Below are 18,213 nucleotides of genomic sequence, written 5' to 3' on the forward strand. Positions count from 1 at the left end.
GCAATATTATTTTACAAAAGCAAAAACACACTACCAAGGCTTCCAGCAAGACAAATGCCTAAGATTATTTTTTGCTCTATGGCTAATTGTTCATGTGTGATATTGTCTGATTTTTTAAAAAATACATAAATTAAAATTTTCAAATACGGATAAATCATAATCATTGAACTAAGTGCGATGGTAAATACCATTGCATAATAGCCTGAATTTAAAATCGAAGCTAAAATCAATAATTTACCCCAAAAAATTCCAAATGGAGGAATACCAGCTATTGATAAAACAAACAAAGCTAATACAACTGCTAAAATAGGATTTTTATCAAATAATCCAGCAAAACTTTCATATGAACTTTTCTTAAATAAACTTAATATTAAAAATAAACCATAATTAGCAAAAGCAAAAGCAATCCAATATAAAAATAAAGCCAAAACAGCTATCAAATAAACGACACCACCTTCTTGAGAATTTAAATTTATACCAGATACTATAATAGCTAATACAAAAGAAGAATGAGTTATAGAACTATATGCTAGCATTTTTTTAACATCATTTTGCACTAAAGCTGCTATACTAGCACTAAACATAGAAAACATAGCCAAAAATGCAACAATATATTCAAATTTCACACCTCCACCTAAGGCTGAAAAAATTCTTAAAACCACTACAATCATTGCTATTTTTGGCACAACAGAAATAAAGGCTACAAAATTAGTATGAGCTCCATAATAAACATCTTTCAACCAAAAATGAAAAGGAGCTATGGAAAGTTTAATCCCAACTATAACTAAAAACATCACTCCAGCACTTAATAAAACAGGATCTGAAATATATTCTGAATTCAACAAATCAATCAAATCCAAAGAACGAATTTTTAAATACACAAAAGCACAAGCAAATGCAAAAAATCCAGCCCCAACAGCAGCAATAGTAAAGTATTTAATACTTGCACTAATTGCATTATGCGTTCCTCTTAGGGCAATTAGTGTATAAAGAGCTAAAGAAGAGCCTTCTAAGGCTAGGAAAATGACTATCAAGTTAGTGCTTGATATCATTAAAATAAAACTTCCTATCATAAACAAAAACAAAGAAAAAAATTCAGCCCTTTTGTCTTCTTTATCCATAATCAAATAAAAAATAGAAAAGATTATAATAATAAGTTGTGCAAAAATAGAATAATTATCACTAATAAACAAACCAAAAAAAGCACTTGTGCTATCTAGTCTAAATCCATTAAAAACACACAAAAGGCAAAAACTACCCAAAAGCGCCATAACACTAACGCTCGTATAAAAACTTTTAGAAAAATTTTTAAAAGCACTCAATAACAATAAAACAATAGCCCAAAAAAATAAAGATAACATAGGCCATAACAATACAAAATTTAAGTTTTCTAAATTAAACCCACCCATTATAAACCTCTTATACTATCTATAATTTTTTGATTTTCTAAAACAACATTTTTAATTTGTATTACTTCAAGAATAGCATTTGCACTAGTTGAAATTTGATCAAGTATATAACTTGGCGCTATACCAAAATAAATCACCAAAGCACTCAAAATACTTAAAACAAAAATTTCACCACTTTTAAGTTTAAATTCTATCTTATCTTCTTGGGTTGATGGAACAAAAAACATATCTCTGTAAAGATTTAACATATAAATAGCTCCAAGTATTATCACTATACCAGCTAATAATGCATACCATAAATTCACACTTGCTATACCTTGTAAAATTAAAAATTCCCCAACAAAAGATATAGTCAAAGGTAAAGATATTGATGAGAACATTAAAATACCAAAAAATACACTATATAAAGGTGCTTTTTTGGCTAAATTTTTATAAAAGCTTATCTCGTAAGTATTGTATCTTTGATAAAGCATATAAGCAAGTAAAAATAAGCCTCCAGTAACTATACCATGAGCAAACATATAAAACACAGAACCACTTAAGCCATCATTAGTAATACTCACAATCCCTAACATCACAACACCCAAATGCGATATAGAACTATAAGCGATAAGTTCTTTTAAATCTTTACTTTTAAAAGCTATAAATCCTGCATATAAAATACTAACTATACACAAGATTGCCAAAATAGAATAATAATGATTTAAAGCATCTACTGTTAAAGGTAAAATAAATTGTATCATTCCAAAAGGAGCCATTTTAAAACTCACTAGCATCACAGAAACCAAAGTAGGACTTTTAGCATATACTGATGGCGCCCAAGTATGAAATGGAAACAAAGGACTTTTAATCGCAAAAGCTATAAAAAATCCTATAAAAATTAAATTTTGTGCATTTTCAGGTATGAAAAAATCACTTTTATACCATTGTAATAAATCAAAACTCCAATAACCAAAGCTTTTAAAATACAAATATCCTGTATAAATAATAGCTAGTAGCATCAACATAGATCCACAAAATGCATAAACAAAAAATTTAATTCCTGCTTTATAGTTATTAGAATATCTTCCTATGAGATAAATAAGCGGTATTAAAGAAAATTCCCAAAATATATAAAACAAAATTGCATCCAATGAAGCAAAAAGCCCCATCATACAAAATTCTAATAAAAAAATACTTACCACAACACTTTTATCAGGTATATCCAAACACACAAAAGACAAAAATATCATCAAAGAACAAAGCAACATCAAATAAAGCGCAATTGCATCAACACCAATATGATAGCTTGCCATTAAAAAGCTAAATTCAAATTCATAAGCAATACCTTCTTGATATTTGTATAATAAAAATACATTCAAAGCAAGAATGCAAAAACTAACCAATACAGCAAAAAATTTACCTTCTTCTTTTTTTAAAAACAATGCAGCCAAAGCAGCAAAAAATGGAAAAAATATCAATAAATTCAACATATTACACCACCAAAACCAAGCAAAGCAAACAAACAAATGCTAAAATAGATATTCTTAAAACCAAAGACAAATCTCCTTTGACTATAATAGTCTTTCCACAAGCTTGTAAAAACTGCGCTATGACATCTATAGTAGCATCGAGTATTTCTTTATCATTTCTTTTTAAAAATTCACAAAATAAAGTATATTTTTGCACTATAAATTGATGATAAAATTTTGGAATAAAATATTCATTTGATACAAGCTTGTATAAACTTGTATTAGAAATAGATGGCTTAAACCAATTTCTTTTATAAGCAATGATTGCCAAAAGCATTCCAAGTATTGCCGCACCAAGTGCAAGTTTCATCACTAAAGAATTTTGAGCTTCAATGAAAGTTAAATCCAAACTTACAAATTCCATAAATTTATGCTCAAATAATCCTGCTATAATAGCAAGTAAAGCTAGCGGAGTCATCGCAAGTAAGGCTATTTTACTTGCTTCATGAGGGTGCTCATCATGTCTTTTTGGAGTAAAAAATACCAACATTAAAAGTCTAAAACTATAAAATGCGGTCATAAAAGCTGCAATCAATAATGCCAAAAAAATTCCATGATGATGGCTTATAAAAGAAAATCCTAAAATCAAATCTTTAGAAAAAAACCCTGCAAAAGGATAAATTCCAGCTAAAGCCAAAGATCCTATACTCATTAAAACAGCACTAAAACGCATATTTTTATAAAGTCCGCCCATTTTACTAATATCTAATTTATCATTCATAGCATGCATAACATTTCCAGCACCCAAAAACAATAAAGATTTAAAAAACGCATGAGTTGCAAGATGAAAAAGAGCTATAGCATAAGCTCCAAGTCCAGCTGCTACAAACATATAGCCAAGCTGAGATAAAGTAGAATATGCGATAATTCTTTTTAAATCTTTAGCCGCCATAGCTAAAGATGCAGCAAATAAAGCTACAAAAGCACCTAATACTGCTATAAAATAACCCACTTCACTCACTTGAAAATAAAGATCTCCAGCACGAATCACCAAATAAACTCCAGCCGTTACCATAGTCGCAGCATGGATTAATGCTGAAACTGGCGTTGGTCCTGCCATAGCATCAGCAAGCCAAGTATGGAAAGGAAATTGTGCTGATTTTCCCATAGCTCCTATAAAAAGTAAAATCGCAATTAAAATTAAAATTTTATTATCTTCATAACCCAAAACTAAAAGAGCAAAAACATTATCATAAGTTAAAGATCCAAATTCTAAATAAATTAAAAAAATTCCCAAAAGTAAAGCTAAATCTGCTATACGATTCATAATAAATGCTTCATTAGCAGCAAAGGTGTATTTTCGATTTTGATACCAAAAACCTATTAAAAGCCAAGAGCATACCCCTACACCTTCCCAGCCTATAAAAAGTCCTAAAAAATTATCACTCATCACCAAAAACATCATAGAAAATACAAAAAGCCCAAGATAGCTAAAATAACGATTAAAGCCTTCATCTTTTTCCATGTAAAATATACTATATAAATGCACACAAGTTGAAACAATACCAACTACACACATCATCACTAAGGTAATAGTGTCTATCTTAAAGCCAAAATCTACATTAAGCAATGATATCCAAGTGCCCAAAGTAAAATCAAAATGTGCATTATTTATAAATAAAACTACAGAAGCTATAGCTGAAATCAAAATCAAAACAAAAGCAAGATATCCTAATAAAATTTTTTTAGGCTTAAAAGCAAACACTCCTAAAATAATCGCAGAAAGCAAAGGTGAAAAAAGTGCTATTAGGGCTAAATTTTGCATTTTTCATCTCCTTTTTCAGCCAAAGAGCTAATTTCTAAAGTTCCAGTTTTTCTATACCACAACACACAAAGAGCTATCCCAACAGCCACTTCACAAGCTGCTACTCCCATTATAAATAAAGCAAAAACCTGTCCTTCGATACTATTGTGCATAACTCCTGCTGTAACTAAAGCCAAATTAGCTCCATTGAGTAAAATTTCACTAGATACAAAAAGCATGATCAAATTTTGACGCTTTATAATGCCAATCAATCCTATAGCAAACATTAAAATAGCAACTACATAGTATTTTTCTAGCATCATTGCTTATCCTTTTGTATGCTTTTTTGAGTTAATACAATGGCGCAAATTAAAGCAATAAGTAACAAAACTGCCATAAATTCAAAAGCAAGCATGTATTTAGTAAATAATATAAAACCAATTTCTTGCGTTGAAGTTAAAATCTCAAAAGATGTTTCATAGGCATTTATATCATGACCAAAAATTATACCTATGAGCAAAAAAGCACTAAAAATCACAGCTAAGATAAAAAATCTTTTATTTTTTAAACTTTCTTTAACCTTAATAGAGGCATCAAAAAACATCATAGCAAAGCTATAAAGTCCTAAGATAGCACCGCTATAAACGATAATTTGTATCGCCCCAATAAATTCAGCATCCAATAAAAAATAAAATCCACTTAAAAAAACCATACCTGCAGCCAAAGAGCTAATCGCATAAAGCACACTAGTGCTCAATACACTCACTAAAAAAAATCCTAACACCAAAACACTCAATATATAAAAGGCTAATGTCTCAAACATTTTCTTCCTTTGTATTTTCTCTTTGTAAATCTACATCATAATAATTTGGAGTTTTTTTAACTAAATCATCAGCATCTTTTCTAAGACTACCACTACCTTCAAATACTACTTGGTTTTTTAATTTATCAATTGGAGTTAAAAAATCTTGCTTTTGACCAAAATACGATCTTTGCTCTGCTGCGTTTTCATATTCTTTACCATGAACAATAGCAAGCTCAGGGCATACATCAGCACAAAACCCACAATATATACAACGCCCCAAATTAATACTATAATTTTCTACTTTTTTACGCCCATCTTCACCTAAAGATGTTTCCATTCTTATACAATTACTAATACAAATTTTTTCGCACAATCCACAACCTATACAACATTCGTTTTCACTTTCAATAAAACGCATCAAACGATGAACCGCACGATATCTATCATCTAAAGCAACTTTTTCCATAGGATATTTAATCGTTGCGCTATTATTTTTTTTCAACATTTCTCTTAAAACAACATATAAACCCACAAAAAGCTCGGTATTTAAAGAACGCTTAATCACTTGTATGATTTTTTCATAAGCATTTGTAGGATTTTTACGCTCAAAATCTACTTTAAAATAACCTTTTTTCATAATCTTTCCTATATCACAAGCACTAAAGCACTAATTAATAAATTTAAAACCGCCAAAGGTATTAAAATTAAATAACACATTTTCATAACTTGATCAGGACGAAGCTGTGGAAATGCTCCCCTAGCCCAAAAATACCAAAAAAACACAAAAGATACTTTAAGTAGCATCATAATAGCTCCAGGTATAATCCAAAAATCATTAAAACCACCCAAAAACAAAAGCGATATCATAATCGCTCCAGTTATCATAGCTGTATATTCACCTATAAAAAACATACCCCATCTAAGCCCTGAATACTCTGTGCCATAACCTGATACAAGCTCAGTTTCATTTTCACTTAAACAAAGTGGGGTTCTATTTGTCTCTATAAAAATAGCTATGATAAACAATACAAAAGCTAAAGGTTGTTTAAAAACAAGCCAAGAAAGAATTCCATCGCTTTGATAATTATTAATATCTATTAAAGATAACGATCCTACAAGCATTACAACACAAACTAAAGAAAGTCCAGCCACACTCTCATAAGAAATGATAGAAACAAGCCCTCTAGCTCCACCTAACAATGACCATTTATTATGACTTGCTAAACCGCCTAAAAAAATAGCATAAAAACTCATTCCGCCCATGCCAATAACAAACAACAATGCCACATTAATATCAGCTATAATAGGACGAATTACTCTGCCAAATAAAGTAAATTCAGGAAAAATAGGAATAGCTGCTATAGCAACAAAAGCACAAATAGCTGCTATTAAAGGAGCGATTAAAAAAACAATTTTTTGTGCATAAGTTGGCACTATATCTTCTTTTGTAAAAAGTTTTATCATATCAGCTACAACTTGTAATAAACCAAAAGGTCCTACCATATCAGGCCCTAAACGACGATGAAATAAAGCTAAAACCTTTCTTTCAAGATAAGTAGCAACTCCTGCTAAAGTAGCAAAAACTGCTATAACAAGAACACATTTAATGATAGTTTCTATAATAAAAAATGTAATATCATTCATATTTTTGCTCCTGTTTTTTCAAGATCCACTTTAATATAACGCAAACCTTGAAACAAATCTTGAGTATTAAGCTTGCTATCATAATCACCCAAATATGCACCATTTTCTAAATTTTCATCTGTTTTAACACTAAGTGCAAGCTGGGTATGTTTTGATTTTAAAATAACGCTATCATTATCTTTTAAATCAAATTTTTTCATCAAATCAGCTGATAAAAATAAAGCTCCAACCTCGTTAAAAGCTCTATTACTAAGTTTTCCAAACTGATGTATGCTATTTGCAAAATAAAGGGTTAAATTTCCATCATTTTCATCTAATTTTTGAGTGTTAAATTCTTTTTTTTCTAATTTTAAATTGGAAAAATCAAGCTCATAGCCACGATGGTTTTTTCCACCATTGTCATAATAATTGTTCAAATCATCAAATTCAATTGCTCTAAAGCCCTTATCTTGCGGTAAAAACTTGGTATAATTTATAGTAAATTCTTCATTAAATCCTAAAGCATTTGCTAAATCATTTAAAAAATATCCTTTAAATTCCAAAGCTGCATTGGTAGGAACCAATCTTTTATCATAATTTACAAAGCTTCCTTCTTGCTGATTTAAACTAGAGCTTGCTAAATCACAATGTCCATCATAAGAAAAAGTAAAATCACCTTGTTCGTTATAACCTAAAATTTTTCCTTCTTTATAAGCATCTTGCAAATTGCAAATCAAACTCACACCTAAAGTATTAGTACAAGTTGGAATCAAAAATACTTTAAATTCAGTGTGTTTTTGCACCAAAGCACAAAGTCTTGCAAGTTCTGTGCTTTTTGCATCATAATAAAAATCACTACCTATAATAAGAGTAAAATTTTGCTTTTTAGCTAATAAAGTTTCTAAAATATCTTCATCTAAGCTGATATTTTTAGCATAAATAGATCTTTTAACTTGTATAGTTTTTTGAATTTTTTTAGGAAGTTGTTTTTTTACTTCTTCTATAATTATTTCGCCATTTTCATTTTCGCGTTCTATTTTTTCAATCACTTCTTCGTTTATAGTTTCTTCTATTTCTTTACTATCTTCATAGTATGCTTTTTCAACAATAGTTTGCAAATCTAGCGGGAGTTCTTTTGCAAATTTTTGCAAGATAAAAAGCAAAATATCTTCATTATTTTTAATATCATAGTTAATTTGCAAAAGATTTTTAGAGTATTTATCTACACCTTTATCTTTAATAGGATGAAAATATAAGGCTGAGCCTTTATTCATCACTAAAGCATTATTAACCTTATATCCAAGAGTTGGTGCGTCATATCTTAAAAAAGATCCTGCGATGATTAAAAAATCACTTTGAGTGATATCTTGAGTGTTAGCATTATAAATAGCATTAGCATTTTGATAAAAAACATTTAGAAAATCTTGAAATTTTTTAGCTTCGTCATTGATAAGATTAATTTCAAATTTATCACTAATATTTTGCAAGATCAAAGCTTCTTCATTTGTGATAAAGCTATTAAATTTGATATTTTTAATTTCTTGATTTTGTATCATTTTTACTAATTTTTCAAAAGCTTTTACATCTTTAGTTTCTACTTCATTTTGCGTATTAAAACCATATCTTGCAGCTTTATTTAGCGTTGCAAAGGTAAAATCATTACTAACTCTGTAAATTTTTTCTTTTTGATTGTTGATACTAGTTTGTTTGATATCATAATACATCAATTCACAATCACTAGAATGTGGATTACTTGCTGGAATTCTTTTTAACTCCCAAGCATTAGAAGTATATTGAAAAGCTCCACCTACCAAAGCTCCTGTTGGACATACGCTAGTACATTCTCCACAAAATGAACAATCAAGCATATCTCCATTACTTGGAGCGATTAAACTTTTTTGAAATTTAGTCCAAATTGCTAAAGCGTCTTTACTCATAATCTCTTTAAAACTAGCATCAGGTGCATTTGAACCTCTTGGAGTAGTTTTTAAAGCACTTTCGCCAATTTTATCTTTACAAACTGTAATACACCTTTCACAAACTATGCATAAAGCAGGATCATAATTAATCTCACCCCATTTTTTATGCTCTTTGTGCGTATCTTTAATCCAATAATTTTGCACATTTACTCTTGCTTTATGAGTAAAATTTTGCAATTCACATTCTCCTGATTTATCACAAACTCCACATTGCAAAGGATGATTGATACAATAAGCTTGCATGATAGCATTTCGTTCATCCCATAAATTTGGCAAATCACTCTCTATAACCATACCTTCTTTAACTTTAGTATTACAAGAATAAACCTTTTTACCATCAGCTTCTACCATACACATACGACAGGCTAAAGTCGGAGAACAGCCATTTAAATAACAAATTGCAGGAATAAAAATATCATTTTTTCTAGCTACATTTAAAATATACTCACCCTCATTTGCTTCACACTCTATACCATTAATGATGACTTTCATTTTATAACCTTAATCTGAGCTTTTGCAAAAGCAAAATCATCGCTTTTATAATCATATAAAGCTACAGTTCCTTTTAAATTTGGATCAATACAAACTTTGGTTTTAAAAATTTGATTATTGAGTTTTAATTCTATATCATCTTGATCTTTTACTTTAGCAATCAAAGCAAAAGAAGCAGAGCAATGTAAATTTAAATCTTTAAGTCGATTTTTTAAGACAACAATACCATCAAAATTATCAAGTTCTAATAAATCATCAAATTCTTTTTGCACACTTAAAACGCTTTCTTCTTCATCTGTGCAAACTAAAATAAGATTAAATTTTTCACAAAGCTTAGTTAAAAAATATTTGATATTTTCAAAATCTTTGTGTTGTTTTAAATTTTCATCAAAGATTATACATTTAGCATTTTGCAAAAATTCTAAAACTTCTAAAGCCTCTTCTTCTCCAAAACAAGATTCAGCACTTAAATACCCTTCATCTAAATCATCAAAACCACCCATACTCATTTTGCACAATAACGCCAAAACAAAAGACACACTTGCAATCTCGCATTTATAAAAAGTCGCATTTAAATTATTATCTTGGATACAAGAGATATTGATGTTTTTACTACTATTTAGTTTTGCATTTAAATTTGGATTTTTTAAAGAAAGTAAATCTGTAAAACATAAAGCATTAAAACCTTCTTGATATTTAGCTAGTTTCATTGTTTTGCCTTTTTTATGACTATAGTCCAATCTACTTGATTAAATTTTAAAGAATTTAAAAGCTCACAATTTTGCTCTTTAACAAAAGCAAAGCTTTTTTCTACATTTGAAAAATCTCCTATTTCAAATAAAACAACCAAAACTTCACCCATACAAGCATCATCTATGATATTTTTTAAATCTTGAAATAAATTTTGACTTTTTCTTAAATCCACCCGTCTCATCGATCTATCTCGCCTAAAACTATATTTATACTTCCTAAAATTGCCACCGCATCGGCCAAATATGAACCCACAAGCATTTCTTCTAAAAATGCACAATGAAAAAAGCTAGGGGTTCTAGCTCTTAATCTATAAGGCCTACCACTTCCATCTGAATGGATAAAAAATCCAAGCTCACCTTTAGGACTTTCAGTAGGCACATAAACTTCTCCTTTTGGAGGTTTTAAACCTTGAGTAACCAAAACAAAATGCTGCATTAAAGAATAATTTTGAGTCATGATTTGTTCTTTTGAAGCACTGACATACTCAGGATGTTCGCATAAAATTTGAGGTGGAGTATCTTTATATAAAAAAGCACATTGGGTTAAAATTTTCAAACTTTCTCTAAATTCTTGCATATAAACTTTATATCTAGCATAAGAATCACCCATCTTAGCAACAGGCACTCCAAAATCTACCTCATCATAAAGCAAATACGGTTCTTCTTTTCTTATATCATAAGCAATTCCACTACCTCTTAACATCACTCCACTACAGCCCCAGCTTAAAGCTTGTTCTTTGCTTACTACGCCAACATTTTCAGTACGCATACGCCAAATTCTATTATCATCAAGCAAGGCTTCATAATCTTTTATATCATTTGGAAATTTTTTACAAAATGCTAGTAGCTCATCTAAAAATCCATCTGGTAAATCAAGCATAACTCCGCCTATTCTCATAGAAGAATGTGTAAGTCTTGCACCACAATATTTTTCTATCAAATCAAGCACATATTCACGCTCTCTAAAGCAGTATAAAAATACAGTCATAGCACCAATATCAAGTGCATGAGTAGCAAGCCATAATAAATGCGAAGCAATGCGATTTAACTCAAGCAAAATCATCCTTATCACACTTGCTCTGCGTGGAATTTCTAAACCACAAAGTTTTTCAACCGCTGCTACATAAGCATAGTTATTTGCACTTGCTGCTATATAATCCATCCTATCAGTAGTTGGAATAAATTCTTGATAAATCATATTTTCAGCCATTTTTTCCATACCACGATGCATATAGCCTATACAAGGAGAAGCTTTGATAATTTCTTCTCCATCAAGCTCTAAAATAAGGCGTAAATTTCCATGAGCACTAGGATGTTGAGGGCCAAGATTTACTATCATCACCCCATCTTCTCGCTCAAAGCTTATATTTTCATAATAAGGTTTTAATTTAGTAGAAATTTGCATTTTATCTTCTCTTATCTAAAATTTTAGCTTGATTTCTTTTAACTTTTTTTACAAAAGCGACGCCATCTTCTTCTTGATAATCTTGCAAGTATTTATCTTCTCTTGGAGCCTCGCCTTTAGATACTTCATGATAAATTCGGCTAAAATTTAAAGTATCTTTTTCATCAACAAAACCTGGATCTCTGTTTTCTTCTCCTACTACTTGGCGGTATTCTTTACCAAAAATTTTATCAATCTCATACCATTTGGCAAATTCATCACCCTCTAAAGGATAAGTCTTTAAAAAAGGATGACCAAACCAATCATCTGGCATTAATAATCTTTTTAAATTAGCGTGATTAATGATGAAAATTCCAAACATATCATAAATTTCTCTCTCACACCAATTTGCCCCTTTAAACACATTCATAATGCTTTGAAGTTTTTCTTTTACACCTACAAAGGTTTTTATCCTAACTCTTAAATTTTTATCCATATTTAAAAGCTGATAATACACTTCAAATCCATTTTTTTGTGCTACAAAATCAATAGCACTTGCATCAGTAAAACAGCTATAACCTAAATTTTTAAGCTCACCTAACAAAACAACATTGTCATCTTTTTCTATTTCAATCACCCAAAAATCAAGCTCAATAAAAGAATTTTTAATCTTAAATTTTTGAGAAATTTGAAGAAAATCTTGCTCAAAAACACTATTTTCTAAATTTAATTTTTGAGTTTTTGGAGCATGATAAAATCTATCTTCATAATAATTTTTCAATTGAACATTTTTTTTATCGCTATATTTTCTCATCATATAAGCCTTTTTGGAGCGATGTGTCTGCTTGCTTTTTCTTTGCGAATTCTTTTTTGAAGTATCATTAATGCAAATTGAAAAGTCTCAGGGCGTGGCGCACAGCCTGGCACATAAATATCAACAGGTATTATTCTATCTACACCTTGAACAGTAGAATAAGTATTAAACATACCACCAGTATTTGCACAAGAGCCCATGGAAATCACCCATTTAGGATCTGGCATTTGATCATAAAGTCTTCTTGTAAATTCAGCATGTTTTTTGCTTAAAGTTCCAGCTATAATCATCACTTCAGATTGTCTAGGACTTGCTCTAAAAATAGTCCCAAATCTATCAAAATCATACCTTGAACCACCTGCTGCCATCATTTCAATAGCACAACAAGCAAGTCCATAAGATAAAGCCCATAAAGAATTACTCCTACCCCATTGGACTATTTTATCAACAGTGGTTAAGACAACAGGTGCTGTGCTCATTTTTTGATACTCTGCCACTCAAATGCTCCTTTTTTATAAGCATATAAAAACCCAATTGCAAGCAATAAAACAAATACAAAAACTTCAACTAAAGCAAACATAGACAAACCATATCTTGAAAGCTCAGCAGTTAAATCTTTAAACACAACAGCCCAAGGAAATAAAAACACTACTTCTATATCAAGCAATATAAAAATCAAAGCAAAAACAAAAAATTGAGAATTGATTTTATTAGCTTGCTTAGAAGCCATCGGGCCACACTCATAAATTCCAAGCCCTAGTTTTTTTCTATTGTGTGAAGCTAATTTTGAGCCTAATTTTGAAGAAATATATACTAAAGTAAAAAAGATAACGCTTGCAATCACAAGCATTGCAAATATACCAAAGTATTGATGCTCTATTGTTGCATGAGTCATAATAAACCTTTTAAGCTAATTGGGGTTATTTTACTTCAAATTAGCTATATAAAAACTTATTATCAATCAAATAAATTTTTAATATTTCAAAATGAAACAATTTTTATCTTTATTGTAAAACAATCTTTTTATGGCAAAGGTTTTTTAACAAATTTTCTTGATGAGATATAAAAATATAAGTAATATCATTTAAATTTTGAAATTTGATAAGATAATTTAAAATTTTATAAGCAGTTGGTATATCAAGAGCTGAAGTAATTTCATCTAATATTAACAATTTTGGTTTTAAAATCAAAGCCCTAATTAACCCAAGTCTTTGACTTTGTCCACCACTTAACTTTAAAGGCTTTAAATCTAAAATATCTTTTTCAAGCTCAAAAATATCAAACAACTCAAAAAGTTCTTTATAATTTGGCTTAAGATTAAAATTTTCATACACATCTAATATGAGATTTTTGACTTTTTTATAAGGATTTAAAGCTAGTTTTTGATCTTGAAAAAGATATTGAATTTTTTTGCGTAATTTTCTTTGACTAGAAAAATCTAAATTTAAAATATTTTCATTTTCAAACAAAATTTCGCCGCTATTTGCAGTTTCTAACATACACAAAATTTTAGCTAAAGTGCTTTTGCCGCTTCCACTTTCTCCACAAAGCAATAAATTTTCATTTTTATTTAATGTAAAATTGATGTTTTTTAAAACAAAAATTTCTTCTTGTTTTAAATACCAGTGTTTTTTAAAAGTATAGCTTTTACTTAAATTTTTAATCTCTAAAAACATTTTCATTCTTTGAAAGCTCTATCAATTCTTTAGCATAAGAACTTTGTGGATTTTTTAAAAATTCCAAAATGCTTGCTTGCTCGATGATGGTTTTATCTTCCATAATCAAAACCTCATCGCTTAATTCTTTTGCTAAATTTAAATCATGTGTGATGTAAAGTATATTGATAAATTCTGATTTTAATTCTTTTAAAATAGTAATGATTTTTTCTTCATTTTTTTTATCTAAAGAACTTGTGATCTCATCACACAATAAATACCTAGCCCCGCTTAATAAAGCTAGGGCTATTTGAACACGCCTTGCCATACCTCCGCTTAATTGATAAATAAAAGAATGCCACAAAAGATCATGATTTTTAAGTCCTAAACGCTCAAAAAAATAAAATGCTTTTTCTTTAATTTCTTTTGTGCTTAAAGTAGTATGGGTTTTTAAAACTATATTAAAATAACTCCCAATATCTATAAGTGGATAAAAACTCCCATAAACATCTTGAAAAAGCAAATTTACTTTTGATCTTAGCGTATTTAACTCTTTAACATTAAGATTTAAAATTTCTTTAGAGTCTATATTTAGCGATGAAGCTTGTAATAAATAATGTTTATCAAAAAGCCTAATGAAGCTTTTAAGTAATAAACTTTTACCAACACCACTTTTACCCATAATGGCTAAGGTTTTATTATCTTCAAGGGTAAAAGTGATGTTTTTTAACAAAACTTTTTGTTTATAATGTAAATTTAAATTTTCAACTTTTATCATATTTTGATACCTTCTTGCATATCATTACCCAAAGCAAGCAAAGGTAAAATAAGTAAAAGTATAAACATCACAGGAAAGACTATCATCCACCAAAATCCCAAAAACACACTTTTGCTAACTTCATTGAGTATATTGCCTAAACTTGGTGTAGAAAGATCCACTCCTAAACCAAAAAAGCTTAAAGTTGCTTCGCTAGTTATAGCATGAGCGATGTTTAATACAAATAATACAAAAAGCAAATTCCAACATGCAGGCAAAAGCTCTTTAAATAAAGCCTTTGTTTTGGTGCTTCCTAAGATTATGGCATTTTGATAAAATTCTAATTTTTGAAATTTATTAATATGTGTATCAAGCACCTTAGCCACAAAAGCAAAATGTCCCAAAGCAATGATGAAAATCATACTCCAAATAGAACCTGCTAAAAAACTTTGAAAAAACATTATCACTAGCAAAGAGGGCAAAGCTAACAACATATCAAGCACTCTTGCAAAAAATGCATAAGCAAAAAATCTAGTTAAAAAAACATAAAAAAGAGCAAATACTACACTTAAAAATGCAGCCAAAATTCCTACAAGTAAAGAAACTCTTAAAGCATATAAAATTCTTGCAAAAAGATCTCTACCAAGTAAATCTGTACCAAAAATATGAGTTAAATTTGGAGCTTGCTTGGCTTTGCTTAGATCAATTAAATTTGGATCATAAGAGCTTATATAAGGAGCAAATACAGCTAAAATAATACTGATAAAAAACAAAGCTAAGTATATTTTACGCATTTGCAAACCTTGGATTAATCATCTTGCAAAGAATTTCTACAATCAAATTTACAAAAACCACTACCAATATACTAAAACTCACCACAGCTAGCACCACAGGATAATCTTTAAACAATATACTTTTAATCACCAAATTCCCTATACCCTCATAAGAAAACACACTCTCTACTATATAAGTGCCCATTAAAAAACTCACAAAAGAAGCACCAAAATATGCAAGTATAGAACCAAAAGCATCTTTTAGCACAAAATGCAAATACACTCTTTTTTTACTAAGTCCTCTAGCAAAAGCACTTTCTATAAAATTTTGATTTAAACTATCGATCAAAGTAGTTCTTATAAAACGCACAAAAACCGCTAAATGCGAAAAAACCAAAGCACACACTGGCAAAAACAAATGCCACAAACGATTTTTTACATCATCTTCAAAGCCAATATCTGCTATAGCTGAACTTGGGAAAAATTTAAAAATAACCGAAAAAAACAAAATAAGCATCAAAGATAAAGAAAAAGTAGGCAAAGCTAAAAAACTCATCGTAAAAAAAGTGATAAATTTATCTAAAAAACTATCTTTATAAAATACACACAAAAGCCCTAAAATCAAAGACAAAACAAACAACACAAAAAAAGCCAAGCTTCCAAGTATAATGGTATAGGGAAGTTTTTCTTTTAAAATTTCATTTACTTTTTCACCGCTTATTAAAGAGTAGGAAAAGTCGCCTTTTAATGCTTTAAAAGCCCAATTTTCATACTGCTCTAACAAAGGTTTGTCTAAATTTAAATTTTTTTCTATCTCTTCTTTTACTTTTAAGCTAACACCTTGAGGCACAGCAGCAAATACCACACTACCTTTAGCATAATACATCATCACAAAACATAAAAAACTTGCAAAAAAAATCAAAAAAAACGCCCATAATAGGCGTTTTAAAATGAGTTGTAGCACTTAGTTTTTGCTCCACTCGTAAGCATTCCATGTAAAACCAACCCCATGATGTCCTAAAACATGTGATTTTATACCGCTGATATTTGCTCTAAAAACTAAAGGATAATCAATATAAGCTATAAACAAAAACGCAGGATCTTCATGCAAAGCTTGGATAAATTCCTTATAATGTTTTTTTCTTTGATTTACATCTAATGAATTTCTAGCATTAAGTAAAGCTTTATCTACCTTAGCATTTTGATAATGTCCAAAATTCCAACCACTTGAATTTAAAGCAGCATCTTCAGAACTTGCAAAAACTCTAAAGGTGTGAAAATCAGGATCATAAGGACTTCCCCAACCTACCAAAAAGCTATCTATCTTGGTATAGTCAAAACTTCCACTTGGCTTAGCTATGGCTTTTGCTTTAACGCCTAATTTTAAAAATTCACTTTGTAAGATATTTACCAAAGCCACTCTTAGCGGATCATCACTCATAGCATACATTTCAAAACTAAATTCTTTGCCATCTTTTTCTAAAATACCATTTTTATTTTTTACAAAACCAGCTTGTTTTAAAAGCTCATTTGCTTTTTTTACATCATAATGATAAGTAGAAAAATTATCAGGATTTGCCCATGATTTTTCTAAAGGATGATTTGCTACGCTTCCAAAAGAATGCAAAAGAGAATCTACAATGACTTTTTTATCTATGGCATAATTTAGTGCTAAACGAACCTTTGGATCTTTTAAAAATTCATTATCAAGATTAAACATCAAAGCACGATAATCAGCTGATGGCATTTGGATTATTTTAAAATTTTTATCATTTTTAAAACTTGAAGCCAAAGAAAAATCAACCAAAGCCACATCTATGGTTTCATTTTTAAGCTCAATAGCACTCACGCTAGGATCTTTAATGTGTTTTAGTATAAGTTTTGGAGTTTTTACCTTGCTTAGATAATAATTTTCATTTGCTTCTAAGATCATATATTGACCTTGTTTCCATTGTTTTAACTTATACGAACCTGTTCCTATAGGGTTTTGATTAAATTTTGTAGTGTTTAAATTTTCTTTTTCAAGCAAATGTTTTGGCAAAATTCCTACACTTAAAGCATCTAAAAAAGGAGGGAAAGGCTTAGATAAAGTGATTTTTATATGATAATCATCTATAATCTTTACTTCTTTAACTGCATCAAAATTTACCTTTGAAGGAGAATTTAGTTTTTCATCTTTTAAAGCATTGATGCTAAATTCCACATCTTTGGCACTAAATTTAGTCCCATCATGCCACAACACATCATCCCTTAAAGTAAATTCATACTCAAGTCCATCTTTGCTCACTTTCCAAGAGCTAGCAAGATCAGGTGCTAAATTCATTTTCTCATCAAAGCGTGTAAGCCCTGAAAACACAAGTCCTATAGCCACATCGTGATCTTCGCTAAAAAGCGGATTGATACGCTCTGGTTCATTTTCAACCGCGATAACGATCGTATCTTTTGGTGTAGTAGCAAAAAGACTCATCGCGCAAAAAAGCATCATAAAAAATCTCAACATAAAAAGACCTTTCTT

Annotated in this window: 19 protein-coding genes; all 19 read right to left on the reverse strand. The window is 29.7% G+C overall.

Annotation, left to right across the window (positions count from 1 at the left end):
• Positions 1 to 11: 11 nt before the first annotated feature.
• The 19 genes from CVOLT_RS07180 to CVOLT_RS07270 all read right to left on the reverse strand — a co-directional run bounded on the left by CVOLT_RS07180 (position 12) and on the right by CVOLT_RS07270 (position 18,198).
• Positions 12 to 1,409, reverse strand: a complete 1,398-nt coding sequence (locus CVOLT_RS07180; protein WP_039666097.1) for an NADH-quinone oxidoreductase subunit N — start codon at positions 1,407 to 1,409, stop codon at positions 12 to 14.
• The gene (locus CVOLT_RS07185; protein WP_039666098.1) at positions 1,409 to 2,881 is read right to left on the reverse strand and encodes a complex I subunit 4 family protein; all 1,473 of its coding nucleotides are present in this window, start codon (positions 2,879 to 2,881) and stop codon (positions 1,409 to 1,411) included. Before CVOLT_RS07185 ends, CVOLT_RS07180 begins: the two co-directional genes overlap by 1 nt.
• A 1-nt stretch (position 2,882) precedes the next feature.
• Positions 2,883 to 4,685, reverse strand: coding sequence for an NADH-quinone oxidoreductase subunit L (gene nuoL, locus CVOLT_RS07190; RefSeq protein WP_039666099.1), 1,803 nt, complete (start codon positions 4,683 to 4,685; stop codon positions 2,883 to 2,885).
• The gene (nuoK, locus tag CVOLT_RS07195; RefSeq protein ID WP_039666319.1) at positions 4,673 to 4,984 is read right to left on the reverse strand and encodes an NADH-quinone oxidoreductase subunit NuoK; all 312 of its coding nucleotides are present in this window, start codon (positions 4,982 to 4,984) and stop codon (positions 4,673 to 4,675) included. Before nuoK ends, nuoL begins: the two co-directional genes overlap by 13 nt.
• On the reverse strand, positions 4,984 to 5,487 hold the full coding sequence (locus tag CVOLT_RS07200; protein ID WP_039666100.1) for an NADH-quinone oxidoreductase subunit J: 504 nt from the start codon (positions 5,485 to 5,487) through the stop codon (positions 4,984 to 4,986). The genes nuoK and CVOLT_RS07200 overlap by 1 nt, the downstream gene beginning before the upstream one ends.
• Positions 5,480 to 6,106: an NADH-quinone oxidoreductase subunit NuoI gene (gene nuoI / locus CVOLT_RS07205; protein ID WP_039666101.1), complete on the reverse strand. Its 627-nt coding sequence runs from the start codon at positions 6,104 to 6,106 to the stop codon at positions 5,480 to 5,482. The genes CVOLT_RS07200 and nuoI overlap by 8 nt, the downstream gene beginning before the upstream one ends.
• Positions 6,107 to 6,114: 8 nt before the next feature.
• Positions 6,115 to 7,113, reverse strand: a complete 999-nt coding sequence (gene nuoH / locus CVOLT_RS07210; protein ID WP_039666102.1) for an NADH-quinone oxidoreductase subunit NuoH — start codon at positions 7,111 to 7,113, stop codon at positions 6,115 to 6,117.
• Complete coding sequence (locus CVOLT_RS07215; protein ID WP_039666103.1) at positions 7,110 to 9,563, reverse strand: NADH-quinone oxidoreductase subunit G; 2,454 nt, start codon at positions 9,561 to 9,563, stop codon at positions 7,110 to 7,112. Before CVOLT_RS07215 ends, nuoH begins: the two co-directional genes overlap by 4 nt.
• Complete coding sequence (locus CVOLT_RS07220) at positions 9,560 to 10,273, reverse strand: hypothetical protein (protein ID WP_039666104.1); 714 nt, start codon at positions 10,271 to 10,273, stop codon at positions 9,560 to 9,562. The genes CVOLT_RS07215 and CVOLT_RS07220 overlap by 4 nt, the downstream gene beginning before the upstream one ends.
• Positions 10,270 to 10,497, reverse strand: coding sequence for an NADH-ubiquinone oxidoreductase subunit E family protein (locus CVOLT_RS07225; protein ID WP_039666105.1), 228 nt, complete (start codon positions 10,495 to 10,497; stop codon positions 10,270 to 10,272). The genes CVOLT_RS07220 and CVOLT_RS07225 overlap by 4 nt, the downstream gene beginning before the upstream one ends.
• Complete coding sequence (gene nuoD, locus CVOLT_RS07230; protein ID WP_039666106.1) at positions 10,494 to 11,720, reverse strand: NADH dehydrogenase (quinone) subunit D; 1,227 nt, start codon at positions 11,718 to 11,720, stop codon at positions 10,494 to 10,496. Before nuoD ends, CVOLT_RS07225 begins: the two co-directional genes overlap by 4 nt.
• A 1-nt stretch (position 11,721) precedes the next feature.
• Positions 11,722 to 12,513 (reverse strand): NADH-quinone oxidoreductase subunit C, encoded by a 792-nt coding sequence (locus CVOLT_RS07235; protein ID WP_039666107.1) that lies wholly within the window; start codon positions 12,511 to 12,513, stop codon positions 11,722 to 11,724.
• The gene (locus CVOLT_RS07240; protein WP_229238036.1) at positions 12,513 to 12,992 is read right to left on the reverse strand and encodes a NuoB/complex I 20 kDa subunit family protein; all 480 of its coding nucleotides are present in this window, start codon (positions 12,990 to 12,992) and stop codon (positions 12,513 to 12,515) included. The genes CVOLT_RS07235 and CVOLT_RS07240 overlap by 1 nt, the downstream gene beginning before the upstream one ends.
• Positions 12,989 to 13,408, reverse strand: coding sequence for an NAD(P)H-quinone oxidoreductase subunit 3 (locus tag CVOLT_RS07245; protein WP_039666109.1), 420 nt, complete (start codon positions 13,406 to 13,408; stop codon positions 12,989 to 12,991). Before CVOLT_RS07245 ends, CVOLT_RS07240 begins: the two co-directional genes overlap by 4 nt.
• Before the next feature lie 109 nt (positions 13,409 to 13,517).
• A complete protein-coding gene (locus CVOLT_RS07250) occupies positions 13,518 to 14,189 on the reverse strand; it encodes an ATP-binding cassette domain-containing protein (protein ID WP_039666111.1) in 672 nt (223 codons plus the stop codon).
• Positions 14,173 to 14,943, reverse strand: coding sequence for an ATP-binding cassette domain-containing protein (locus tag CVOLT_RS07255; RefSeq protein ID WP_235362414.1), 771 nt, complete (start codon positions 14,941 to 14,943; stop codon positions 14,173 to 14,175). The genes CVOLT_RS07250 and CVOLT_RS07255 overlap by 17 nt, the downstream gene beginning before the upstream one ends.
• Entirely contained in the window at positions 14,943 to 15,719 is a 777-nt protein-coding gene (locus tag CVOLT_RS07260) for an ABC transporter permease (RefSeq protein ID WP_039666113.1), read from the reverse strand. Before CVOLT_RS07260 ends, CVOLT_RS07255 begins: the two co-directional genes overlap by 1 nt.
• Positions 15,712 to 16,650, reverse strand: a complete 939-nt coding sequence (locus tag CVOLT_RS07265) for an ABC transporter permease (RefSeq protein ID WP_039666320.1) — start codon at positions 16,648 to 16,650, stop codon at positions 15,712 to 15,714. Before CVOLT_RS07265 ends, CVOLT_RS07260 begins: the two co-directional genes overlap by 8 nt.
• A 12-nt stretch (positions 16,651 to 16,662) precedes the next feature.
• A complete protein-coding gene (locus CVOLT_RS07270) occupies positions 16,663 to 18,198 on the reverse strand; it encodes a nickel ABC transporter, periplasmic substrate-binding protein (RefSeq protein ID WP_039666114.1) in 1,536 nt (511 codons plus the stop codon).
• Between the last annotated feature and the right edge of the window lie 15 nt (positions 18,199 to 18,213).

The organism is Campylobacter volucris, assembly GCF_008245045.1.
GTDB lineage: Bacteria > Campylobacterota > Campylobacteria > Campylobacterales > Campylobacteraceae > Campylobacter_D > Campylobacter_D volucris.